We start from the raw sequence: 23,252 nt of genomic DNA, 5'->3' as shown, positions 1-23,252 counted from the left end.
ACCGGGCCGGAAAGCCGGTTAACGGACGGGCAACGCGGGCAGCCTCTGGTTGGATCAACGAACGATGCCGGCGGAGGAGTGGGACGTGAGCGTTCAGGGTGAGGTCGTCCACATCGGGGGTTACACCGCGCAGAGTGGTGGACGGGGCAGCGGCATCGTCGCGGCACGTCGCGACCCGACCACCGGGGCGCTGACCCCGCTCGGCACGGTCGCGGTCACCCCGTCCCCCTCCTTCCTGACGCGGCACCCCACCCAGCCGGTGCTCTACGCGGTCAACGAGCTGGCGGACGGCGAGATCAGCGCCTGGCAGGTCGGGGCGGACGGCGCGCTGGACCCGCTCGGGAGCCGGTCGACCGGTGGCGCCGAGCCCTGCCACCTGGCGGTGCTACCCGGCGGCGATCACCTGCTGGCGGCCAACTACGGCAGCGGCAGCATCGCGGTCTTCCCGCTCGACCCGAAGGGCGTGCCCGGCGAGCGCACCGACCTGGTGGTGCACGAGGGGCACGGTCCCGACCCGGAGCGCCAGGACCACGCCCACGCCCACATGGTCTCGCAGGGGGCGGGCCGCGGGCCGATCTTCGCCGTGGATCTCGGCACCGACTCGGTCTATCGGTACGACCTGGACGACGCCACCGGACGACTGGTGCCGCGTGCCCCGCGGATCCGTACGGCGCCCGGGACCGGCCCTCGGCACCTGGCCCGGCACCCGGACGGACGGCGTTGCTACCTCGTCGGTGAGCTGGACGCCTCGGTCACCGCGTACGAGGTGACCGACGACGGCGCGTTGCACCAGCTCGGGCGGGTCGAGGCGAGCGAGCGCGCCGGTCACGTCCAGCCGTCGGAGGTCACGGTCGCCCCGGACGGCCGCTTCCTCTACGTCGCCAACCGTGGGGTGGGAACCGTGGCGGTCTTCAGTCTGGGCGGGGAGTTGCCCGAGCTGGTGGCCGAAGTGGACACCGGCGGCGAGTGGCCTCGGCACTTTGCCCTGATCGGGGAGCACCTCTACGTCGCCGACGAGCGGGCCGACATGGTGCGGGTGTTCCGGCGCGACGCCGACACCGGTGTTCCGGAGGCGGTCGGCGAGCCGGTGCCGGTGCCGAGCCCGACGTGCGTGCTGCCCTGAACGATGGTTTAGGGACGCGAGTGCTGCACTGATTCGGCAACGCCGTGAGGCCGCTACGTCACTCTGTGTCGCAAAAAAGTGGTCAACTGTTTCTCCTCCGTAACTTTAGTCCGAACGGATGTGGCAGAGACGGCACCTAGTACGCAAGATGGTCACCGTGTCAGCAGGCCGCCATCGCATGCGTTCGAAACTCCACCTAGCCGCCGCCGCCGCAACGGTGGGGGTGCTCGTCGTGACGACGGGCGCGTGGTTCGGCTATCGGGAGTTGATCCAGCCCAGTTGCACGGGCGAGATCCGACTCGCCGTGGCGGTCGCCTCCGAGCTCGCGCCGGCGGTGGACGCCGCCGCGTCCCAGTGGGTGAAGGACGGCGCCGCGGTAGGCCCGACGTGCATCCGAGTCGACGTCTCCGCGTCCGACCCCGTGGACGTGGCGGCCGTGGTGGCGGCCAAGCACGGCGCTGTGCTGGCCGGCGTGGGCCAGGCCAGTGGCACCGCGGTCAGCCCCGACGTCTGGGTGCCCGACTCCTCGACCTGGCTGCTGCGGTTGAAGAAGGACGCGACGGCGTTCGCTCCGACCAACGGCGCGTCCATCGCGCGCAGCCCCATCGTGGTCGCGATGCCCGAGCCGATCGCCACCCGGCTGGGCTGGCCGGACAAGAAGTTCAACTGGACCGACCTTCTCAAGCAGGTCAACAACACGAGCGCGCCGCTGCGGACCGGGATCGTCGAGCCGACCCGCGACGCGGCCGGCCTGTCCGGTCTGCTCTCGCTGACCGCGGCCGCCAACGGCGCCGGCGGCGACGCCCAGCGCAACACCGTCGGCGCGCTCCGCGCACTGGCCACCGGGCGCTCGTCGCTCCGCAACGACCTGCTGGCCCGCTTCCCGACGGCCAACGACTCGACGTCCATCGCCAGTGGTCTCGGCGCGGCGGCGCTGTCCGAAGAAGACGTGATCGCGTACAACAGCAAGAAGCCGCCGGTGCCGCTCGCCGCGCTCTACATGGAGCCGGCGCCGATGCCGCTGGACTACCCGTTCGCGGTGCTGCCCGGCATCGAGCCGAGCAAGGCGTCGGCGGCCAAGGTGCTGTTCGAGCTGCTCACCAGCCCGACCTTCCGTGACCGGCTCGCCGCGCAGTCGCTGCGCGCGCCGGACGGCAACTGGGGCGAGGGTTTCAAGGCGCCGCAGGGTGCGCCGAGCCCGTCCGGCGGCGCGCCCACCGCGCCGGCGAACGGCGGCACCGCGGCGGGTGGCCTTGACCCGGCCGCCATCCAGCGGGTCGTCTCCAGCTGGTCGATCGCCACCCAGTCCGGTCGGATGCTCGCCGTCATCGACGTCTCCGGCTCGATGAAGGACCCGGTGCCGAGCGCCAACAACCGCAGCCGGGAAGAGGTCACCGTCGACGCGGCCCGTCGCGGCCTCGGCCTCTTCGACGACTCCTGGTCGATCGGTCTGTGGACCTTCTCCACCCAGCTCGTCGGCAACCGGGACTACCGGGAGCTGGTCCCCATCGGGCCGCTCTCCGGCCAGCGGGCCCAGTTGGAGGGCGCGCTCGCCACCGTCAAGCCCTCCAGCGGTGACACCGGCCTCTACGACACCATGTTTGCCGCGTACCAGGCGGTGCAGGAGAACTGGCAGCCCGGTCGGGTCAACTCGATCGTGCTGTTCACCGACGGCAAGAACGAGGACGACAACGGCCTCAACCAGCAGCAGTTGCTCGCCAAGCTCAAGCAGGCAGCCGACCCGGAGCGGCCGGTCCAGGTCATCATGATCGGTATCGGTGAGGGCGTCAGCAAGGCAGAGCTGGAGTCGATCACCAAGGTGACCGGTGGCGACGTCTTCGTCACCAAGGACCCGAGCGAGATCGGCAGCATCTTCCTCAGCGCCATCGCGCGGCGCCCACCCGCACCGCGCTGATCCGACGCTCAAAACGTCGAAGGGCCTGCCGTACCGTCGATTCGGTATGGCAGGCCCCCTTTCGGCCACCAGGCTGTTGAGGAAAAGTGACGGCAATACGTCGGAAGCAATCGGCAGTCATAGTTGTCAAGGCAGGATGTCGACTGTTCCGGCATAGTCGGTCCGCCTCCGGTCCGACCAGTCGGCCGGGGCCATCCTGTACAGAGTGGGAGGGCCGGTGAGCGTGGCGACACTGTTGACCCCCGCCACGTCGGCGGAGCCGAACGGTCGACGCACCGGCCTGGTGGCGCGCGCCGACGAACGGTCCTACGTCCGGGTCCTGGTGGTGCTGGACACCACAGTTCTCATCATCGCGCTGCTGATCGGGTACGTCACCCGTTTCGGTGAGGGCGAGCCGACCGGCTCGGACATCCCGTACGTGCTGGTCGCCCCCGGGTTGGTGCTGGCCTGGCTGATCTCGCTCAAGGCGCTCGGCTGCTACGACGACCGGGTGATCGGCTACGGGGCGGACGAGTACCGGCGGGTCAGCTCCGCCAGCCTGCGCCTGGCCGGGGCGATCGCCATCTTCGGCTACATCGCCGACGTCGGAGTCTCCCGAGGCTTCCTGGGCATCTCCTTCGCGGTGGGCACCGTCGGGCTGGAGGTGGCGCGGTTCGCCGCCCGCAAGCGGCTGCACCGGGCCCGCTCGGTCGGCGCCGGCTGGTCCCGCAAGGTGCTGGTGGTCGGCGACACCGCCCACGTGTTGGAGTTGGTCCACACGCTGCGCCGCGAGCCGTACGCCGGCTACCAGGTGGTGGGCGCCTGCATCCCGGACGCGTTGCTCGCGCCGGTGGCGCAGCGGCTGGGTGACGTGCCGGTGGTGGGGTCGTTCCGGGGCATCCCGGAGGCCGCCACCGCGATCGGTGCGGACACGGTCGCGGTGACCGCCTCCGGTGAGCTGACCGCGACCCGGCTGCGCCGCCTCGGCTGGCAGTTGGAGGGGACCGGCGTCGACCTGGTCGTGGCACCCGCGCTGACCGACGTCGCCGGCCCGCGGATCCACACCCGCCCGGTCGCCGGCCTGCCGCTGATCCACGTCGAGGCGCCCGAGTTCCGCGGGGTCCGCAAGCTGGTGAAGGGTCTCGTCGACAGGTCCGCCTCGTCGCTGGCGCTGGCGGTGCTGCTGCCGCTGATCGCGTTCATCGCCCTGGCCATCAAACTGGACAGTCGGGGCCCGGTGCTGTTCCGGCAGGTCCGCGTCGGCCGGGGCGGCCAGGAGTTCGGTGTGTTCAAGTTCCGCACCATGGTGGTGAACGCCGACGCGCTGCTCGCCGAGTTGACCGCGCGCAACGAGACCGACGGCCTGATGTTCAAGATGCGCCACGACCCCCGGGTCACCCGCGTCGGCCGGCTGCTGCGCAAATGGTCACTGGACGAGCTGCCGCAACTGGTCAACGTGCTGCTGGGTCAGATGAGCCTGGTCGGGCCCCGCCCGCCGCTGCCCTCGGAGGTGGCCCGCTACGACGGTGACGTGGCCCGGCGACTGCTGGTCAAGCCGGGCATGACCGGCCTGTGGCAGGTCAGCGGCCGCTCCGACCTGAGCTGGGAGGACGGCATCCGGCTCGACCTCTACTACGTGGAGAACTGGTCCCTCGCCGCCGACCTCACCATCCTCTGGAAGACCTTCGGCGCGGTGCTGAACGGCCGCGGAGCGTACTAACCGTCGGTCACGGTTGCGGGCCGGTCCAGTCCAGGCAGACGACCACCGCGTCGTCGACCAGGTCACCGGCCACGAACGCGCGCAGATCACCGATCAGCGACCGGACGGCGTCCAGGGGCGCCATCGGCCCGGTCCGCCGCAGGAACCGGTCCAGTGCCGTCTCGCCGTAACGCACGTGCTGCCCGGTGGCCTCCACCACCCCGTCGCTGACCACGAAGACCCGGTCGCCGCGCTCCAGCGGGAACTTCTGCTCGTGGTAGTCGGTCGCCTCGAACATCCCCAACGGGAACTGCGCCTCCAGGGGCTGCTCGGTGACGTCCCCGTCGCGGAGCAGGACCAGCCGGGGCGACCCGGCGTCCACCACGGTCATCATCCCGGAGCGCAGGTCCAGTTCCATCAGCAACGCGGAGAGGTGCTGCTCGCCCCGGTACAGGTCGTAGATGGCCTGGTCGGCGAGGGCGGTCTGGTCGGCCAGGCTCAGGCCAGCCCGACGCGCGTTGCGCAGCGCGTGGGTGGCCAGCGAGGTGAGCAGGGAGGCGGCCACGCCCTCACCGGTGCCGTTGATTGTGGACAACCAGAGCCGTTCCCCGTCGTCGGACCAGTCGAAGCTGTCGCCGCGCACCGCGTACGCCGGCTCCAACTGCCCGGCGAGGCTGAACGAGGGACGGATCCGGCTGCGGCCGGGCAGCAGGTCCCACTGCATCTCGGCGGCCAGGGTGAGGCGTTGGGTGCGCCGGGCCGCCCGATAGACGTCGGTGCCGGCGGAGACCGCCGCCACCTCGTGCGCGAGCGCCGTGGCGATCTCGGCCAGCGCGGCGACGACCTCCCGGTCGTCCGGAACGGGGGACAGGCGCAGCACCCCTCGACGCTCGCCACGCATGGTGACCGGGAACCAGGCGGTGCCGTCGGTCAGGATCGGCGACTGGTGGTCGAAGGCGCGCCAGGCGGGGTGCCCGGGGCTCGTGATCGAGTCACCCTCGGTGAGTGGCAGTAGCTCCGCGAGCCGATAGTCGACCTGGTAGAGCTCGACGTCGGTGATCCCGTACGACCGGCCGAGCACCTCCCCGATGCCCCCGACGAGCCGGTCAGCTGGTGTCTCGTTCAGGGCACGTCGTGCCCGATTGACCGGTTCGCTCATCGTCGCTCCTTCGCGGAAAGCTCGACCACCAGTGGGTTCGGAGTATTCTCGGGCCACCATGGCCGAAGTGAACCGTCCGACGGACCCCGAGACGAGTATGGCTGCCGCACTGGACGCGGCGGCCGCTGCCCTGTTGGGCATCTGGGAATCCGCCCGGGAGGGGACCGCCAACCGCGTGTCCGGTGCCCAGTTACGCGCGGTGATGGTGGTCGAGCAGTCCGACGGGATCAACCTACGTCGGCTGGCCTCCCGACTCGACATGCTGCTCAGCTCCGCCAGCCGCCTCTGCGACCGGTTGGTCGCCGCCGGGATGCTGGAGCGCGAGCCGGGCCGCTTCGACCGGCGGGAGATCTCACTGCACCTCACCCCGGAGGCCCGCCGGCTCCTCGCCGAGCTGCGGGCCGACCGCCAGTCGCAACTCGCCGCCGTGCTGACCGGGATGAGCCGGGAGGGCCGCGACGCGTTGCTGCGCGGGATGCGGGAGTTCGACGAGGCCGCCCGTCGCCAGCAGGCGCAGAACCCGCCGACGCCCGGCGAGTCGACGGCCCAGGGGGACTGGCCGGACGACCCGGACCGGCCCGGTGGGCGCTCGGGGGACTGGTCGATCGATTCGGGTCGGCAGACCCGAGCGGTGTGGACGGGCTCGGCGGGCGGCTCGGAACGATCGGTCGGCACCACCCGAGAATGGCCGGCCGGCGACCCGCCGGTGGCCCGTACCGCCTGATCGAGCCGGCCGGGTCGTCGCCCGCCGGTCATCCCGGCGGCGGAGCGCCCACGGCCAGCATCGCGATGTCGTCGTGGGCCTGCCCGTCCAGCCAGTCGTCGACCGCCCGCAGCACCCGGTCGATCAGCGCCGCCGGCGGTTGCCCGGCGGCCGCCACGAGCGCGGCCCGCAGCCGGGCCTCGCCGAACATCGCCGCGTCGCGCGGGCCGCGCGCCTCGGTCACCCCATCGGTGTACGCGAGCAGCAGGTCGCCCGGATCGAGGTGCACCCGGTTCTCGGCGAACCGTGCGGATGTCAGTGCCCCCACCGGCATGCCACCGACCGGGACCGGGGTGACAGTGCCGTCCGCGGTGACCAGCAGTGGCGCCGGGTGCCCCCCGCCGACGATCCGGACGTCCAACCCGGCCGGCCCCCGGTCCAGGGAACCGAGCAGCACTGTGGTGAGCTGGCTGCGCCGCGCGGCGTCCGGCGCGTCGAACAGCGCCTGGTTGAGCAGGTGGATCAGCTCCAGCGGACGTTGTTCGACGAGCCGCAGCGTCTGCAACGACTGGCGGACCCGGCCGGTCAGCACCGCCGCGCCCACGCCCTTGCCGCACACGTCGCCGAGCGCGAACAGGGCGCCGCGCGGGTGCGGGAACACCTCGTAGAAGTCGCCGCCGATGCGCAGGGTGTCGCCCGCCGCCCGGTAGCCGCCGGCCATGGTCACGCCGGGCACGACGGGCAACTCGGGCGGGAGCAGGCTGGTCTGCAGCACCCGGGCCAGGTGGGCCTGCTCGCCGTGCAGGTCGGCGGTGGCCAGCGCGGCGCCCGCGCGAGCGGCGAACTCCCGGGCCAACTCGATGTCACGCCTGTCGAAGCCGGCCCGCCCGGACCGACGGATGAGCAGCAGCGCACCGGCCGAATCGTTGCCGCTGAGCAGCGGGCTGGCCAGCACCATCCCCGGGGGGCCGAACCCGGGCGGCAGCAGGTCGGCCAGGTCGGTGAGCGGGGCGTCCGACCAGGGGCCCGGCTCGGCGCGGTCGCCGGCCAGCGCCTCGGCCAACCCGGGCGCGGAGTTGGCCAACGCGGGACTGGCCAGCCCGGTGATCGGGGCGGGCTCACCGTCGGCGTACCGGATCCACCGGGCGCGCGGCTCGGTCGGCGCGGTCGGTCGGGGCAGTGCCACGGCGATGTCGGCCAGGTAGGGGACGGCGAGCGTGGTGATGGCCAGGAGGACCTGGTCCCGGTGCAGGGCCAGTGCCAGCCGGCTGCCGGCCTGGGCGAGGAACGCGGTGCGGGAGCGTTCGGCGAGCAGGGCGTCGGCGCGGGCGTGCTCCTCGGTGACGTCGCGGACGTACCACGCCCACCGGGAGCCGGTGAGCTGTCGCCGGACGCCGCGCAGTCGCCGGCCGTGGTGGTCGGCGTCGAAGCGGTCAGCGCCGCTGGTGACCGCGCGGGCCAGGGCTGCCACCGGGCAGCCGGCCAGCTCGGTGCCGGCGTCGATCTCCGGGATCAGCTCGGCCGCCATGGCGTTGACCAGGGTGACCCGACCGGTCCCGTCGGTTGTCACGACGGCCTCGGCGAGCCCGTCGAGCAGCTCGCGGGCCAACCGTTCGTCGGCCGGCAACGGGGTGCTGCCGGGTTGCCGGGTCGTGGTCACCGCCGGACGCCGGCTCGCGTCTGACGACGTGTGCGCATGCTGCTTCTCGACTCCTCACCGGGGATCGTTGCCTGAGGGCAAGGATACCGATCCTCCCCGACGGAGGCCCACGGCGTGGGGCGGCGATCAACCGGAGCGAGCCAGCCAGCCGGCGGGCTGGGCGACGATCCGACGGGCCACCGAGCCGGCGGCACCGACCGCGGCGGCCTCCGCGCCGAGCGTCGACGGCCGGACCGTGACCGGTGACCAGGCAGCGGTGAGCACCCGGGCGCCGATCTCGGCGAGCACCGGGGGGCACAGCCAGGGTGCGAGCGCCGCGTAACCGCCACCGAGCACCACGGTGTCCAGGTCGAGCAGGTTGACGACGCTGGCCACCGCGACGCCGAGCGCCGTTCCGGCGTCGTGCAGCGCCCGCAGCGCGTCGGCGTCGCCGGCCTCGGCCAACTCGGCCAACCGGGCCGTCGCGGTGTCCGCGGGAAGCTCCGCCCGGGCCAGCCCGGCGGCGGACACGATCGCTTCCTGGCCGGCGTACTGCTCCAGGCAACCCTGCCCGCCGCAGCGGCACGGACGGCCCTCGGGGTGGACCGGAAGGTGCCCGATCTCGCCGCTCCACCCGCGTACGCCGCGAAACAGCGCGCCGTCCAGCACGATGCCGGCGCCGATGCCCACCTCCCCGGAGATGTGCAGGAAGCTGGACGGGCCGGGTGGCTGCGAGTGCAGCTCGCCGAGCGCGGCGAGGTTGGCCTCGTTGTCCACCACCAGTGCGGGGACGCCGGGCACCTGCTCGATCAGCGGAGGGTGCTCGGCGAGCAGCGCGGGCACCGGCACGTCGCGCCAGCCGAGGTTCGGCGCGAGCCGGACCAGCCCGGTGTCGTCCACCAGGCCGGGCACGGCGAGCGCGGCCCCGACCAGGGTGAGGCCGTCCTCGGCCGCGTCGTCGCGGGCTGCCCCGGCCATCTCGACGAGGCGGGCCAGGGCGTCGGCGGGGGCCACCGGGCGCAGGTCGGCCCGGTATACCGTGCGGTGTCGGACCTGGCCGGTGAGGTCCACCACGCAGACCGCCAGGTAGTCGACGTTGACCTCCAGGCCGAGCCCGGCCGGCCCTTGGTCGGCCAGGACCAGCCCGCGCGCCGGGCGGCCGGCTCCCGAGCGCGGCGCGGGGTCGGATTCACTGACCAGTCGGCCGGCGAGCAGGTCCTCGACCACCGCGGACACGGTGGCTCTGGTCAGGCCGGTCGCGGTCGCCAGGTCGGCTCGGGAGGGCGGTCGGTCGGCCGCAGCGATCCGGCCGAGGACCAGGGCGAGGTTGAGCTCGCGCAGACTGCCCTGACGGACTGCGCCGGCCGGGGCGTGGGTGAGGCTCACCCCTTGACAGTGCCATAGGGTGGGCAAATAATTCAATCGCTGAACAAATAGCGGACAACACCACCCCGGAGGTCGCTCATGGCACCCCGTCCCACCCCCGCCGACAAGTTCTCCTTCGGGCTCTGGACCGTCGGCTGGCAGGCCCGCGACCCGTTCGGTGACGCCACCCGTCCCGAGCTCGACGCGGTCGAGGCAGTGCACCGGCTCGCCGAGCTGGGCGCGTACGGCATCACCTTCCACGACGACGACCTGATCCCGTTCGGCGTCGACGCCGCCACTCGGGACCAGCACATCGCCCGGTTCCGCAAGGCCCTCGACGAGACCGGCCTCGTGGTGCCCATGGTCACCACCAACCTCTTCACCCACCCGATCTTCAAGGACGGCGGTTTCACCAGCAACGACCGCGACGTCCGCCGCTACGCGCTGCGCAAGGTGCTGCGGCAGGTCGACCTCGCCGCCGAGCTGGGTGCGAGCACCTTCGTCATGTGGGGTGGCCGCGAGGGCTCCGAGTACGACCTCGCCAAGGACGTCCGCGCCGCCCTGGACCGCTACCGCGAGGCGGTGGACCTGCTCACCCAGTACTCCATCGACAAGGGTTACAACCTGCGGTTCGCCCTGGAGCCCAAGCCCAACGAGCCGCGCGGCGACATCCTGCTGCCGACCATCGGGCACGCGCTCGGCTTCATCTCCCAGCTGGCCCACCCGGAGCTGGTCGGCCTCAACCCGGAGGTCGGCCACGAGCAGATGGCCGGGCTCAACTACGCCCACGGCATCGCCCAGGCGCTCTGGCAGGGCAAGCTGTTCCACCTGGACCTCAACGGCCAGCGCGGCATCAAGTACGACCAGGACCTGGTCTTCGGCCACGGTGACCTGATGAACGCGTTCGCCCTGGTGGACCTCCTGGAGAACGGCGGCCCCAACGGCGGGCCGGCCTACGACGGGCCGCGGCACTTCGACTACAAGCCCTCCCGCACCGAGGACATGGACGGGGTGTGGGCCTCCGCGGCGGCCAACATGAGCACCTACCTGCTGCTCAAGGAGCGCGCTGCGGCGTTCCGCGCCGACCCCGAGGTGATCGAGGCGCTGGCTGCCAGCAAGGTCGGCGAGCTGAGCACGCCGACGCTCGGCGACGGCGAGGGCTACGAGGAGATCCTGGCCGACCGGTCCGCGTTCGAGGATGTCGACGTGGACGCGGTGGCCGCCCGGGGCTTCGCCTTCGTCCGGCTCAACCAGCTCGCCGTCGAGCACCTGCTCGGCGCCCGCTGAGGCCCCGCCATGCCGTTGGTCGCAGGCGTTGACTCGTCCACCCAGTCCTGCAAGGTGGTGATCCGGGACGCGGAGACCGGTGCCCTGCTCCGGCAGGGTCGGGCCCCGCACCCGGACGGCACGGAGGTCGACCCGGAAGCCTGGTGGCAGGCGCTGCGCAGCGCCGCCGACCAGGCCGGCGGGTTGGCCGACGTGGCGGCGATCTCCGTCGCCGGCCAGCAGCACGGCATGGTGTGTCTCGACGAGGACGGCCGGGTGGTCCGCCCGGCGCTGCTGTGGAACGACACCCGATCCGCCGACGCCGCCGCCGACCTCATCGAGGAGGCCGGCGGCGGCTCGGCCGGAAGCCGGTTCTGGGCCGAGGCCACCGGCAGCGTTCCGGTGGCCAGCTTCACCATCACCAAGCTGCGGTGGCTGGCCAGGCACGAACCTGAGCTGGCCGCCCGGGTGGCCGCCGTCTGCCTGCCGCACGACTGGCTGACCTGGCGGCTGGCCGGCGCACCGGGGCTGGGCGCGCTGCGTACCGACCGGGGCGACGCCAGCGGCACCGGTTACTGGTCGCCGGCGACCGGCGACTACCGACTGGACCTGCTGGAGCGGGGCTTCGGTCGGCGGTTGGTGGTGCCCGAGGTGCTCGGTCCGGCCGAGTCGGCGGGAAAGCTCGCCGACGAGCTGGGCGGGGCGCTGCTCGGCGCGGGCACCGGGGACAACGCCGCCGCCGCGCTGGGTGTCGGTGCCGGTCCGGGTGACGTGGTCGTCTCGATCGGCACCTCCGGCACCGTGTTCAGCGTCGCCGACGTGCCGGCCGCCGACGAGAGCGGCGCCGTCGCGGGCTTCGCCGACGCGTCCGGCCGTTTCCTGCCCCTGGTCTGCACGCTCAACGCGGCCCGGGTGCTGGACGCCGCCGCCGCGATGCTCGGCGTCAACCTGGACGAGCTGGCCGAGCTGGCGCTCTCCGCGCCGGCCGGGGCGGACGGGCTGGTCATGGTGCCCTACCTGGAGGGTGAGCGGACGCCGAACCGACCGCTCGCCACCGGCGCGGTGCACGGCCTGACGCTGCGCACGTCGACCCCCGCGCACCTGGCGCGGGCCGCCGTCGAGGGCATGCTCTGCGCGCTCGCCGACGGGCTGGACGCGTTGACCGCGCAGGGTGCCACCGTCCGCCGGGTCATCCTGGTCGGCGGCGGGGCCCGGTCGGCCGCGGTGCGTCAGATCGCCCCGCAGGTCTTCGGCTGTCCGGTCGTCGTGCCGCCGGCCGGGGAGTACGTCGCCGACGGCGCCGCCCGGCAGGCCGCGTGGGTCGCCCTCGGCGGCGACGCGCCGCCGGCCTGGGCGCTCGAGGGCACCGAGGAGTACGCGGCCGCGGCTGTCCCGGCCGTCCGCGACCAGTACGCCGCGGCTCGCGGATTGGTGCTCGACCGGCGCTGAGCGTGCGGCTTGCGGAACGGTTCCGGGCGGCGCTGAGCGTGCGGCTTGCGCAACGGTTCCGGGCGGCGCTGAGCGTGCGGCTTACGGAACGGTTCCGGGCAGCGCGAGCGTCTGGATCGACGCGGGTGGGTGCGGGTCCACGGTGACCGGCACCCACCCGCGTGACGACCTTCTGGACGGAGTCTGGTTGGCTGCCGGTCATGACGGTGACCAGTGGTGGGCCCGGCCTGCGCCCGCATGGTCGGGGCGGTGGGCCGGCGCACCGGTTGTACAGCGTCGTGGTGTTCGTGGTGCTCGCCTCGCTGGACAATGTGGCGATCGGGCTGGTCCCCCCGCTGTACGGCCCGATCTCCGACGCGTTCGACGTGTCCGGGCGGCTGCTCGGCGTGGTCACTGCGGTCAGCTTCCTGGTCAGCGCGGTGGCGGCGGTCGGCTGGGCGTACGTCGGGGACCGGACCAACCGCAAGCCGCTGCTCATGGTGGGCACGCTCCTCTGGGCGGCGGGCACCGGCGGTAGCGCGCTCGCCGGCGGCTACCTGACGTTCCTGGCCGCGCAACTGGTCGCGGCGGTCGGCCTCGGCGCGGTCGGCTCGGTGGGCTTCTCAGTGGTCACCGACCTGATCTCACCGACCCGGCGAGGGCTGGTGATGAGCTTCTGGGGGCTCTCCCAGGGGGTCGGGACCCTCGCGGGCACGCTCGTCGGCGGGCTGCTCGGGGCGACCGACTGGCGGCGGCCGTTCCTGCTGCTGACCGGTGTCGGCCTGGTCGCCACAGTGGCCTACCTGTTCACGTACGACATCCGGCGTGGCCAGAGCGAGCCGGAACTGGCCGGCAGGCTGGACGCCGGCGCCGAGTACGACTACCGGATCAGCCGCGCCGACCTGCCGCGCATCCTGGCTCGACGGACCAACCGGTGGCTGATCCTGCAGGGTCTGACCGCGCAGGCCGCGTTCGGTTCGCTGGTCTGGCTGCCGGTGCTCTTCGCCGAACGGGCCGAGGCCCAGGGTTACTCGGCGTCTACCGCGGTGGTGGTGGGCAGCGTGTTCGCCACCCTGTTCCAGCTCGGCGGGGTGCTGTCCATCGTGGGTGGCCTGATCGGCGACGCGGTGCAACGGCGTACGCCGCGGGGGCGGGCACTTGTCGCCTCGGTCGGCGTTCTCGCGGCGCTGCCGTTCTACCTGGTGTTGTTCTTCGTCCCGGTGACCATCGACGTGCCGGACGGCGCGAGCGGCGGCGCGGTGGTGGGTGCGGTGTTGGCCAGTGTGTTCACCGAGCCGTCGGTCGGGCTGAGCCTGCTCACCGCGATCGTGGCGCTCGCGTTGACCTCGGCCAACTCGCCGAACTGGTTCGCGTTGATCGCGGACGTCAACCCGCCGGAGCACCGGGGCACGGTCTACAGCCTGGGCAACCTGGTCAACGGGGTCGGACGCGCGGCCGGCAACGGGTTGGTCGGGGTGGCCTTCCAGGCACTGCGGGTGGCTTTCCCGCCGCCGTTGAACTTCGCCGTCGGGCTGGCCGCGTTCCAGCTCTTCTTCATCCCGACCGGCGTCATGTACTGGCTCGCCTCGCGAACCTCACCGGCCGACATCGACAACGTCCACGACCTCCTACACACCCGAGCAGACCGCCTCTAACCCCGCCCACCCCGCACGCGCCCAACCCCACCTCGTCGGGCCAGGCCACCCCTCGTCCCGCGATCTTGCGCTTACTGTCCCGACAAAAGCGGCATAGAACCCATATCGACGACCGGAACTGCAAGATCGGCGCGGCGGCGTGGGCGGCGCGTTCGGTGTGCGGGTTCGAGGGCCCAGGCGTCCCCGCACGTCCCGCGCCACTCAAGATCGCGTTGCTTCCTGGTTCCAGTTGCCTTCCGGCGGGCCGAGGCCACTGCATCTCGGAAGTAGTGCGATCTTGAGGGCGCGGGGTGCGGGGCGCGGGCGCGCGGCGGGCGGGCATGAATCGTTTACGACATCAGCTCCATAGCGAGCCGGTCCACACCGACCGGCCCGCCCGCGAGTACCGCGGAACGGACCGGTCGGCGCTGGGTCAGCTGTGCAGCCAGACGGTCACGTCGGGCGGGAGCGTTCCGTCGTCGTTCAGGGGCGCGCTGGCGGCCCGCACCTCGGCGCCGGCCGGCACCGGCACCGGGGCGGCGCCGAAGTTCGTCAGCACGGTCAGCTCACCGTTGCGGAAGCTCAGCACCTCGTCGCCGGAGGACAACCACTCCAGGGTGCCGCGACCCAGCCCGTGGGCACGGCGCAACCGCAGCGCCGTGCGGTACAGCTCGTACGTCGAGCCGGGCACGTCGCGCTGGCGGTCCAGCGCGTACTCCGCCCAGAGCGTGGGTTGCGGCAGCCAGCTCGCGTCGGTCGGCCCGAAGCCGTACGACGGGGCGTCGGCCTCCCACGGGATCGGCACCCGGCAGCCGTCCCGGCCGCGCTGGGTGTGCCCGCTGCGCGCCCAGGTCGGGTCCTGCCGGGCCTCGTCGGGCAGTGTGGTGTGCTCGGGTAGCCCCAGCTCCTCACCCTGGTAGAGGTACGCCGAGCCGGGCAGCGCGAGCATCAGCAGGGTGGCCGCGCGGGCCCGGCGCAGACCGAGTGCGGCGTCCGGCTGCGGGTCGCCGATGCCGATGCCGTTGGGGCGTACGGTGCCGACCGGCAGGCCGAGCCGGGAGGCGTGCCGCACCACGTCGTGGTTGGACAGCACCCAGGTGGTCGGCGCGCCCACCGAGTCGGTCGCCTCCAACGAGCGGGTGATCACCGCGTACTGGGCCGGTGCGGTCCACGCGGCGAGCAGGTACTCGAAGTTGAACGCCTGGTGCATCTCGTCCGGGCGGACGTAGCGGGCCAGTCGCTCGGCCGGCTCCACCCATGCCTCGGCGACCAGCACCCGTTCGCCCGGGTAGCTGTCCAGAACCTGCCGCCACTGCCGGTAGATCTCGTGCACGCCGTCCTGGTCCCACATCGGCGGGCGGGGCTTGTCGATCTCGTTGCCGGAGAGGATCTCCTGCGGCTCCTGCCAGTCGGCCAGGTCGGCCTGCTTGATGAGGCCGTGTGCCACGTCGACCCGGAAACCGTCCACCCCGCGGTCCAGCCAGAACCGCAGCACGTCCAGGAACTCGGCGTGCACCTCCTGGTTGTCCCAGTTCAGGTCCGGCTGCCCGGTGTCGAACAGGTGCAGATACCACTGGCCCGGCTGCCCGTCGGCGTCGACCGTCCGGGTCCAGGCTGGACCACCGAAGACGCTCTGCCAGTCGTTCGGCGGCTGGTCGCCGGCGGGACCACGGCCGTCGCGGAAGATGTACCGCGAGCGTTCCGGGCTGCCGGGCGCGGCCGGCAGCGCGGCCTGGAACCAGCGATGCGCCGAGGAGGTGTGGTTCGGGACCAGGTCGACGATCACCCGCAGGCTGCGGGATCGGGCCTCGGCGATCAGCTTGTCCGCGTCGGCGAGGGTGCCGAACAGCGGGTCGATGTCGCGGTAGTCGGCCACGTCGTAGCCGGCGTCGGCCTGCGGCGACGGGTAGAAGGGAGAGAGCCACACCGCGTCCACACCCAGCTCGACCAGGTGGTCGAGACGGGCGGTGATGCCGGGCAGGTCACCGATTCCGTCCCCGTCCGAATCGGCGAACGAGCGGGGGTAGATCTGGTAGATGGTGGCCTCGGTCCACCAGCCGGTGGCCGGGTGACCGGAGGAGGTCTGCTGCGTCGGGTCGGTGTTCAGGGTCGTCTCCCGTGTTGCGGTGTGTGGATTTCAGTGTGCCCGGGGCGGTGCGGTCGAGTCCCGGACCACCAGTCGGGTGGGCAGGACCACCGGAGTGTCGCAACCGGCGCCCCGTTGACTGACGATGGGCCCCGGCGGTCGGGCCCCGAGCGGGTCGAGCAGCATCTGGGCGGCCAGCCGGCCCTGCTCTGCGGCGGGCTGGGCGACGGTGCTGAGCCCGAGCACACCGGCCAGGTCGTGGTCGTCGATGCCGACCACGCTGACGTCCTGCGGCACCCGCAGCCCGACGTCGCGCAGGGCGGTCATCGCGCCCATTGCCATCTCGTCGCAGGCGGCGACGATCGCGGTCGGCGGCTCGCCGCGGGCCAGCAGTTCGGCGGTGGCCCGGTTGCCGCCGTCGATGGTGAAGCTGGACTCGATGTCCAGAGTCGGGTCGGGCCGCACGCCGGCGGACCGCAGCGCCGCCTGGTAGCCCCGGCGTCGGTCGAGGTGGGTGGTGAAGGCCAACTCGTCGTCCGGGTCACCGGAGATGTGGGCGATCCGGTGATGACCGAGGTCGATCAGATGCTTGGTCGCGGCCCGCGCGGCCGCCACGTCGTCGATCCGTACGCACGGCCAGTTGGGCACCCTGCTGCCCGAGCTGATGGTGACTCCGGGCAGTTCGAGCGTGGCGAGCGCGGTCATGTCGGCCGGACGCAGGGGCGTGGCGACCAGCATCATGGCGTCCACCCGCTTGTGCAGGTTGGCCGTACGCAGAACCCGCTGGCGGACCTGTTCCCGGCCGCCCAGGTTGTAGAGCAGCAGGTCGTAGCCGGACTGGTGGAGGTACTCCTCGACCGCCTCGACGACGGTGCTGAAGAACCAGCGGGTGATCCGGGGGACCACGACCGCGACCGTACCGGTCCGGCCGCCGGCGAGCCGGGACGCGCTCGGCGAAACCTCGTAGTCGAGTTGTTCGGCGGCGGCGAGTACCCGATGCCGGGTGGCGGCCGAAACCGTCGGTAGTCCGCGTAGCGCCCGCGAGACGGTGGCCGTGGACACCCCGGCCAGCCGGGCCACATCATCGATCCTCGTCACGGTTTCCCCCCTCGGTACCCGGAGCGCCCGTCGCCGCCCGAGGGGCCAGGCGGCGACGGGCGCGGAGGGTCAGCCCTTGACGCTGCCGGCGAGCAGACCTCGCACGAAGAAGCGCTGTAGGGACAGGAACACGATGAGCGGTACGACGATGCTGACGAACGCACCCGCGGTCAGACGCTGCCACTCGTTGCCCCGGGTGCCGGCCATCTCGGCGAGCCGGACGGTGAGCGGGGCGGTCTCGTCGCCGCCGCCGGCGAAGATCAGCGCGACCAGCAGGTCGTTCCAGACCCAGAGGAACTGGAAGATGCCGAACGCCGCCAGCGCCGGGGTGATCAGCGGCAGCACGATGGTGCGGAAGATCTTCGGGTGGGTGGCCCCGTCGACCCGGGCCGCCTCCATCAGGTCGCCCGGCAGTTGCGAGATGAAGTTGTGCAGCAGGAAGACGGCGAACGGAAGCGCGAAGCAGGTGTGCGCGAACCACACCTGGGCGAACTTCTGCTCGTCGACCAGGTCCCAGGCCGGCATCACTGTGACGCCGCCGAGGGTGACGCCGGTGGAGAAGAACTTCAACAGCGGCACCAGGGCCATCTGCAGCGGCACGATCTGCAACGCGAAGATCGCGATGTAGACCCAGTCCCGGCCGCGGAAGTTGATCCACGCGAGCGCGTACGCGGCGAGGCAGGCGAAGGCGAGCGGGAAGAGGACCGACGGGATGGTGATCGCCAGCGAGTTGACGAAGGAACCGGCGAGCTGCCCGGAGGACGACGACCGCCCGAACAGGACCTGCTGGTAGTTCTCGAACGTGAACTGCGGGTTGGTGAAGGCCGTCCACCAGCCGGTGGTCTTGATCTCGTCCTCCGGTCGGAGGGAGGAGACGAGCAGGCCGAAGGTCGGGATGGTCCAGACCACCGCGATGACGATCGAGACGAGCGTCGCGGTGCGGCTGTTCAACCGCTTGCGGACCCGTCCGGCCGTGGTGGTGGGGGTGCCGTCGGTGTTCTGGGTGCCGGCGGCGACGGTGGGCGTTGCGGTCGTCATCTCAGCCCTCCCGCTGTTGACGGAGGTTGCGGATCTGGTAGATCACGACCGGGATGACCAGGATGAAGAGGAAGACCGCGAGCGCGGAACCCTGCCCGCTCTGGCCGTACCGGAACGCCTGGTTGTACATCTCGTTGGCGATCACGCTGGTGTCGTAGTTGCCGTTCGTCGAGGTCCGGACGATGTCGAAGACCTTGAGCGTGGCGATCGTGAGGGTCACCATCACGACGATCAGCGCCGGTCGGATGCTCGGCATGGTGATCCGCCAGAACATCTGCCACGGGCTGACACCGTCGAGCCGGGCGGCTTCGACGATGTCGCCGGGGATCGCCTTGATCGCGGCGGAGAGCACCACCATGGCGAAACCGGCCTGGATCCAGATCATGATGACGATCAGCAGCAGCGTGTTCAGGGGTGATTCCAGCAGCCACTGCTTGGGCTCACCGCCCATGCTGACGACGATCTGGTTGAGCAGACCGATCTGGTCACCATCGCCGCGGTAGGCGTAGACGAACTTCCAGATGATGCTGGCGCCGACGAAGGAGATGGCCATCGGCAGGAAGATCAGCGACTTGGCCACGGCCTCGAACCGGGCCTTGTCCACCAGTACGGCGTAGATCAGGCCGAACCCGGTCGCCACCAGCGGGACCACGAGCACCCAGACCAGGGTGTTGATCAGGACCCGGACCATCGTGTCATCAGAGAACAAAAAGCCGTAGTTGCGCAGCCCCACCCACTCGGTGCTGTCCCCGTTCATCAGGGAGAGCAACACGGTGCGGATGGCCGGCACGACCAGTCCGATGCTGAGCAGCAGCAGCGTCGGCAGCAGGAAGAAGAGCGCGAATATCCCCTCCCGCTGCCTGGGTCGGCGGGGCAGTGGAGCACCACTCACCGAGGCGACGACGAGCTGCGCCTCCCGCCGCCGGGCGAACCAGGCCGGCACCACGTCGAGCAGCAGTAGCAGACCGCCCACCACCAACACGAAGGCGACCAGCCCGTACATCAGCATGAGGAACTTCGGCTGCTGATCGGCGAAGTCGAACTCCATCAACCCTCCCTTCCGGGTCCACCTCGGCCGGTGGCCCGGCCCGCGACCGCGGACCGGGCCACCGCCGGGATCACTTAGGCCAGCTGCTCTCGATGCCCTGGAGCACCGGGGCGGTCGCCTTGCCGTTCAGCCATTCGATCATGCCCTTCCAGAACGTTCCCGAGCCGACGGCGGCCGGCATCAGGTCGGATCCGTCGAAGCGGAAGGTACCCGTCTTGTCCTGCAGGATCTGGACGGAGAGCTTGTCGATGGGGCTGGCGACGTTGGCGATGTCCAGCTTGTTGTTCGCCGTGACCCAGTTGCCGAGCTTCGCGCGGCTGTTCACGTACTCGGCCGAGACGAGGTAGGTCTGCACCGCCTGCACCTCGGGGCGGTCGGCGTAGCCGACGACGAACTCGCCAGCGCCCAGCACCGGCTTGCCCTTGGCCGGGTCGATGGTCGGGAAGTAGAAGGCGAACGCGTCGCCGTCCTCGGCCACCTTGGTGCCCTCGGGGAACTGGTTGGCGTAGAACGACGCCTGTCGGTGCATCGCGCACTTGCCGGTGGTCACCGGCAGGCCCGCCTCCTGGAAGGCGGTGGTGGTGATGCTCTTGACGCCGCCGAAGCCGCCGTTGACGTACTTCTCGTTCTTGAGGATGCTGCCGGCGCGATCGACCGCGTCGACGATCTTCGGGTCGTTGAACGGGATGCCGTGGGTGGTCCACTGGTCGTAGACCTCGGGGCCCTGCGTACGCAGGATCACGTCCTCGATCCAGTCGGTGGCCGGCCAACCGGTGGCGTCACCGGACTCGACGCCCACGCACCACGGCTTCACGCCGCTGGCGGCGATCTTGTCGCTCAGGGCGATGAGCTGGTCCCAGGTGGTCGGAACCTCCCAGCCCTTCTCCTTGAACGTCTTCGGCGAGTACCAGACGAAGGACTTCACGTTGGCGCCGAGCGGCACGCCGTAGAGCGTCCCGTTCACGGTGCCGTACTTCAGCCAGTCGGCCGGCATGTTCTGCTCGGCGAGGGCCTTAGTGTCGGCGCTGAGGGACTTCAGCTTGCCGGCGTCCGCAAAACGCTTCACGAGGCCCGGCTGGGGCACAAAGGCGATGTCGGGGGCGTTGCCGCCGTCGACCCGGACGGGCAGCTGCGCCTCGAACTCGCCGCTGCCCTCGTAGTCGATCTCGATGCCGGTGCACTCGGTGAACTGCGACCACGACCGCTCCAGCAGGTCGGCCTCGGCGTCACGGATGGACGCGTAGATGGAGACCTTCTTGCCGTCGTGGCCCTCGTACTTGTCGTATGCGGCACACTCCGCGGAGCCTGCCTTGCTGCTCTTCTTGTCGTCGCCGGTACCGCAGGCGGTGGCGCTGAGCGCCAGCCCGACTACACCGGCGATCACGAAGGCCTGGCGTGGTCTGGTAAAGACCGCCATGCCGTCCTCCTTCCTAGCCGGCGCGGTCGTGCTGGTGACCCGTCGCCGGTCCGATTGGGCGTGCACACATGTAAGCGCTTGCATCCGGCGCGGTCCACCCCCAGTCAGACACGAGCGAGTAACAATCCGGAAACCTGCGGGCTGCCTGGTGGGCGCGCTCCCGGGACACGCTGGGGACTCTTTCGAAGATTGACGATATCTGTCAGGATGAGCGCACCGGATCGAAGGTTTTCTACATAGGAGGAGCTGTATGCGAAAGCGGTGGATCAGCCTGCTGGTGGCGGGCCTCCTCGTCGGGGGAGCACTGGTGCCGGCGACCCCGGCGTTGGCCGCGCCGACCTTCAAGGTGCCGTTCCCGTGCGGCCAGTCCTGGTCCGGGCAGACCCGGTCGGCCCACAGCCCGGCCTACGCTGTCGACTTCAACCGCACCGACGACGTCGGCGACCCGGTGGTCGCCAGCGCCCCCGGCACTGTCGACCGGGTGACCGACCTCGGCGGCACCAGCTACGGCAAGTACGTCCGGATCAACCACGGTGGCGGATACAGCACCTACTACGCACACCTCAACGGCTTCAACGTCTCGGTCGGGCAGACGGTCGGGTACGGCAAGGTGCTCGGCTGGGTCGGCAGCACCGGGGGCTCGACCGGCCCACACCTGCACTACGAGCAGCGCCTCAACGGCGCCGACATCCAGGTCCGCTTCAACGGCGCCCTGGGGCTGTACTGGGGCACCAAGAGCTACACCAGTGACAACGGGTGCTCCTCGGGCGGCGGCAACGGCACTGTCGACACCAGTGGCACGCCCCTGACCGTCCGCTCCGGCCCCGGCACCGGGTACGCCTCGGTGGGCACCGTCGCCGACGGGACCCGGGTGACCATCGCCTGCCAGACCAGTGGCACCACGGTCACCGGCACGTACGGCACCAGCTCGATCTGGGACCGGATCGGCTCCGGCCGCTACATCGCCGACGCGTACGTCTACACCGGCTCCGACGGATACATCCCCGGCGTGCCCCGCTGCTGACCCGGCGAACTCCCACGGTCCCCGGCGGTCGCCGCCGCCGGGGACCGGCAGGTCAGTTGTTCAACTGCCAGATCGACAGGTTCAACGCGGCGGCGAAGGTGACCCAGGCCCAGTACGGCAGCAGCAGCGCCGCCGCCACCCGGGACACCCGGGCGAACAGCACCACTGTCAGGCCGATCGCCAGCCACATCAGCACGATCTCGGCGAACGCCAGCCCGTACTGCCCCGCGCCGAAGAACAACGGGGTCCAGATCGCGTTGAGGACCAGTTGGGCGGTCCACGCCCAGAGGGCGGGGGAGAAGCCGACCCGCCGCCACACCAGCCAGCCGGCCACCGCGATCAGCGCGTAGAGCAGCGACCAGACCGGGCCGAACAGCCAGGAGGGCGGCGCCCAGCCGGGCTGCCGCAGGCTCGCGTACTCGTCGGTGGTGCCCTGCACGCCCAGCCCGCCGATGGCGGCGGCGACGAAGACCGCCGCCGCGAAGCCGGCGAGGGCCCACCACGCTCGCCGCCCGGAGGTCGCCGGCGCGTCCCGAGATATCTCCATGGTCGAGATATTTCCTCCCGGCGTCGGCTCAAACCGCCTCACGGGGAGGGGCGGGTCAGGCGCACAAAAAACGCCGGGATCGCTGCGGCCGGTGCCTCTGTCGGGAGGACGAAGCTCCGGTCGCGGCGACCCCGGCGGGTCCCGGTATTACGGCTGACGAACGCTAATTGAAGATGCTGACACCACCCGGGCCGACCAACAGCCCGACAACGATGAGGACGATGCCCCACAGGATCTGCCGGCGGAACAGCGCGAGGATGCCGGCGACCACGAGTACGACTGCGAGAATCCAGAGAATCAGCTCCATGACCTCTGACTACCCGACTGGCCGATCGGGGAAACCTGGTCGGTGTCGAGTTGATCGCCAACGTGAAAGACGCTGTACGCCTGCTTGATCACGGGGTGCGCGACATTGCGGACGCGTACCCCGCCGGGGGTCGTGCCGCGCTCGGTGCCGGCGTGCGCATGCCCGTGCACGGCCAGCGCCGTGGGCGCCGAGTCGATCGCCTGCCCCAGCTGGTACGACCCGAGGAACGGGTAGATCTCCAGCGGTTCGCCGGCCAGGGTGTCCGGCACCGGCGAGTAGTGGGTGAGCGCGACAAGCATGTCGCAGTCGAGTGAGCGCAGCGCCGCACCGAGACGGTCGGCGCTGTCGGTGGTGGTACGCACGAATGCCTTCATCTCCGGCTCGCCGAAGTCACTCGCGCACCGCCCGGCGAACCCGCCGCCGAAGCCCTTGACGCCGGCGATGCCGAGCCGGCCACCCGCGCAGTCCAGCACCACGCCATTGCCCTCCAGCACTGTGATGCCCGCGTCCTCCAGCACCTTGACCACCTGTGGCACCTGATCACACTGGTGGTCGTGGTTGCCGAGCACAGTCACCACAGGTACGGCCAACCCGCCGAACTCCTCTGCCACACAGCGCGCCTCGGCCTCGGTGCCGTGGCGGGTCAGGTCCCCGGCCAGCAGCAGCACGTCGGCGCACTCCGGCAGTTCCTCCAACGCCGGTCGAAACCGGCCGACCACGTCCTCGTCCAGATGCACGTCGCCCACAGCGGCGATCCGGATCACCATGGAACCTCCC

Annotated in this window: 19 protein-coding genes; 8 read left to right on the top strand and 11 right to left on the bottom strand. The window is 71.3% G+C overall.

Annotated elements, in window-relative coordinates; translation table 11 throughout:
* Nucleotides 1-64: 64 nt before the first annotated feature.
* From KBX71_RS20920 to KBX71_RS20910, 3 genes are all read left to right on the top strand, one after another.
* Complete coding sequence (locus tag KBX71_RS20920; RefSeq protein WP_247683846.1) at nucleotides 65-1,123, top strand: lactonase family protein; 1,059 nt, start codon at nucleotides 65-67, stop codon at nucleotides 1,121-1,123.
* 157 nt (nucleotides 1,124-1,280) lie between these two features.
* Nucleotides 1,281-3,038, top strand: coding sequence for a substrate-binding domain-containing protein (locus KBX71_RS20915; RefSeq protein ID WP_210819681.1), 1,758 nt, complete (start codon nucleotides 1,281-1,283; stop codon nucleotides 3,036-3,038).
* Between the two features lie 217 nt (nucleotides 3,039-3,255).
* Nucleotides 3,256-4,737: a sugar transferase gene (locus tag KBX71_RS20910; RefSeq protein WP_124821680.1), complete on the top strand. Its 1,482-nt coding sequence runs from the start codon at nucleotides 3,256-3,258 to the stop codon at nucleotides 4,735-4,737.
* A 7-nt stretch (nucleotides 4,738-4,744) separates the two neighbouring features.
* Here KBX71_RS20910 and KBX71_RS20905 read toward each other — a convergent pair whose 3' ends face one another.
* Nucleotides 4,745-5,875: a PP2C family protein-serine/threonine phosphatase gene (locus tag KBX71_RS20905; RefSeq protein WP_210819680.1), complete on the bottom strand. Its 1,131-nt coding sequence runs from the start codon at nucleotides 5,873-5,875 to the stop codon at nucleotides 4,745-4,747.
* 67 nt (nucleotides 5,876-5,942) lie between these two features.
* On the opposite strand from KBX71_RS20905, the gene KBX71_RS20900 reads away from it, so the two are divergent.
* Nucleotides 5,943-6,599, top strand: a complete 657-nt coding sequence (locus KBX71_RS20900; protein ID WP_307847213.1) for a MarR family winged helix-turn-helix transcriptional regulator — start codon at nucleotides 5,943-5,945, stop codon at nucleotides 6,597-6,599.
* A 28-nt stretch (nucleotides 6,600-6,627) separates the two neighbouring features.
* On the opposite strand, the gene KBX71_RS20895 is transcribed toward KBX71_RS20900, so the two are convergent.
* Nucleotides 6,628-8,238, bottom strand: a complete 1,611-nt coding sequence (locus KBX71_RS20895; protein WP_307847212.1) for a PP2C family protein-serine/threonine phosphatase — start codon at nucleotides 8,236-8,238, stop codon at nucleotides 6,628-6,630.
* A gap of 126 nt (nucleotides 8,239-8,364) precedes the next feature.
* Nucleotides 8,365-9,603 (bottom strand): ROK family transcriptional regulator, encoded by a 1,239-nt coding sequence (locus KBX71_RS20890; RefSeq protein ID WP_210819679.1) that lies wholly within the window; start codon nucleotides 9,601-9,603, stop codon nucleotides 8,365-8,367.
* Nucleotides 9,604-9,681: 78 nt separating this feature from the next.
* Here KBX71_RS20890 and xylA point away from each other — a divergent pair, with 78 nt between their 5' ends.
* The 3 genes from xylA to KBX71_RS20875 all read left to right on the top strand — a co-directional run bounded on the left by xylA (nucleotide 9,682) and on the right by KBX71_RS20875 (nucleotide 13,931).
* Nucleotides 9,682-10,869: a xylose isomerase gene (gene xylA, locus KBX71_RS20885; RefSeq protein ID WP_196929783.1), complete on the top strand. Its 1,188-nt coding sequence runs from the start codon at nucleotides 9,682-9,684 to the stop codon at nucleotides 10,867-10,869.
* Between the two features lie 9 nt (nucleotides 10,870-10,878).
* Complete coding sequence (gene xylB / locus KBX71_RS20880; protein WP_210819678.1) at nucleotides 10,879-12,297, top strand: xylulokinase; 1,419 nt, start codon at nucleotides 10,879-10,881, stop codon at nucleotides 12,295-12,297.
* A 200-nt stretch (nucleotides 12,298-12,497) separates the two neighbouring features.
* On the top strand, nucleotides 12,498-13,931 hold the full coding sequence (locus KBX71_RS20875; protein WP_210819677.1) for an MFS transporter: 1,434 nt from the start codon (nucleotides 12,498-12,500) through the stop codon (nucleotides 13,929-13,931).
* Nucleotides 13,932-14,343: 412 nt separating this feature from the next.
* Here the strand turns inward: KBX71_RS20875 and KBX71_RS20870 are convergent, their stop codons facing one another.
* From KBX71_RS20870 to KBX71_RS20850, 5 genes are all read right to left on the bottom strand, one after another.
* Nucleotides 14,344-16,017, bottom strand: coding sequence for a glycoside hydrolase family 13 protein (locus KBX71_RS20870; RefSeq protein WP_210819747.1), 1,674 nt, complete (start codon nucleotides 16,015-16,017; stop codon nucleotides 14,344-14,346).
* A 30-nt stretch (nucleotides 16,018-16,047) separates the two neighbouring features.
* Nucleotides 16,048-17,094: a LacI family DNA-binding transcriptional regulator gene (locus KBX71_RS20865; RefSeq protein ID WP_210819676.1), complete on the bottom strand. Its 1,047-nt coding sequence runs from the start codon at nucleotides 17,092-17,094 to the stop codon at nucleotides 16,048-16,050.
* 69 nt (nucleotides 17,095-17,163) lie between these two features.
* Nucleotides 17,164-18,132: a carbohydrate ABC transporter permease gene (locus KBX71_RS20860; protein WP_210819675.1), complete on the bottom strand. Its 969-nt coding sequence runs from the start codon at nucleotides 18,130-18,132 to the stop codon at nucleotides 17,164-17,166.
* Nucleotide 18,133: 1 nt separating this feature from the next.
* Nucleotides 18,134-19,180 (bottom strand): carbohydrate ABC transporter permease, encoded by a 1,047-nt coding sequence (locus KBX71_RS20855; protein ID WP_210819674.1) that lies wholly within the window; start codon nucleotides 19,178-19,180, stop codon nucleotides 18,134-18,136.
* Between the two features lie 70 nt (nucleotides 19,181-19,250).
* A complete protein-coding gene (locus KBX71_RS20850; RefSeq protein WP_210819673.1) occupies nucleotides 19,251-20,597 on the bottom strand; it encodes an ABC transporter substrate-binding protein in 1,347 nt (448 codons plus the stop codon).
* Between the two features lie 250 nt (nucleotides 20,598-20,847).
* On the opposite strand from KBX71_RS20850, the gene KBX71_RS20845 reads away from it, so the two are divergent.
* Nucleotides 20,848-21,621, top strand: a complete 774-nt coding sequence (locus tag KBX71_RS20845; protein ID WP_210819672.1) for a M23 family metallopeptidase — start codon at nucleotides 20,848-20,850, stop codon at nucleotides 21,619-21,621.
* 52 nt (nucleotides 21,622-21,673) lie between these two features.
* On the opposite strand, the gene KBX71_RS20840 is transcribed toward KBX71_RS20845, so the two are convergent.
* From KBX71_RS20840 to KBX71_RS20830, 3 genes are all read right to left on the bottom strand, one after another.
* The gene (locus KBX71_RS20840) at nucleotides 21,674-22,168 is read right to left on the bottom strand and encodes a TspO/MBR family protein (RefSeq protein WP_124823214.1); all 495 of its coding nucleotides are present in this window, start codon (nucleotides 22,166-22,168) and stop codon (nucleotides 21,674-21,676) included.
* Between the two features lie 163 nt (nucleotides 22,169-22,331).
* Entirely contained in the window at nucleotides 22,332-22,475 is a 144-nt protein-coding gene (locus tag KBX71_RS20835) for a GPGG-motif small membrane protein (protein ID WP_007464364.1), read from the bottom strand.
* A complete protein-coding gene (locus tag KBX71_RS20830) occupies nucleotides 22,466-23,242 on the bottom strand; it encodes a metallophosphoesterase (RefSeq protein WP_091405690.1) in 777 nt (258 codons plus the stop codon). The genes KBX71_RS20835 and KBX71_RS20830 overlap by 10 nt, the downstream gene beginning before the upstream one ends.
* Nucleotides 23,243-23,252 lie beyond the last annotated feature (10 nt).

Source organism: Micromonospora sp. D93, assembly GCF_018070365.1.
GTDB classification, from domain to species: domain Bacteria; phylum Actinomycetota; class Actinomycetes; order Mycobacteriales; family Micromonosporaceae; genus Micromonospora; species Micromonospora ureilytica.
This window is presented reverse-complemented; position numbering and strand designations above follow the sequence as displayed.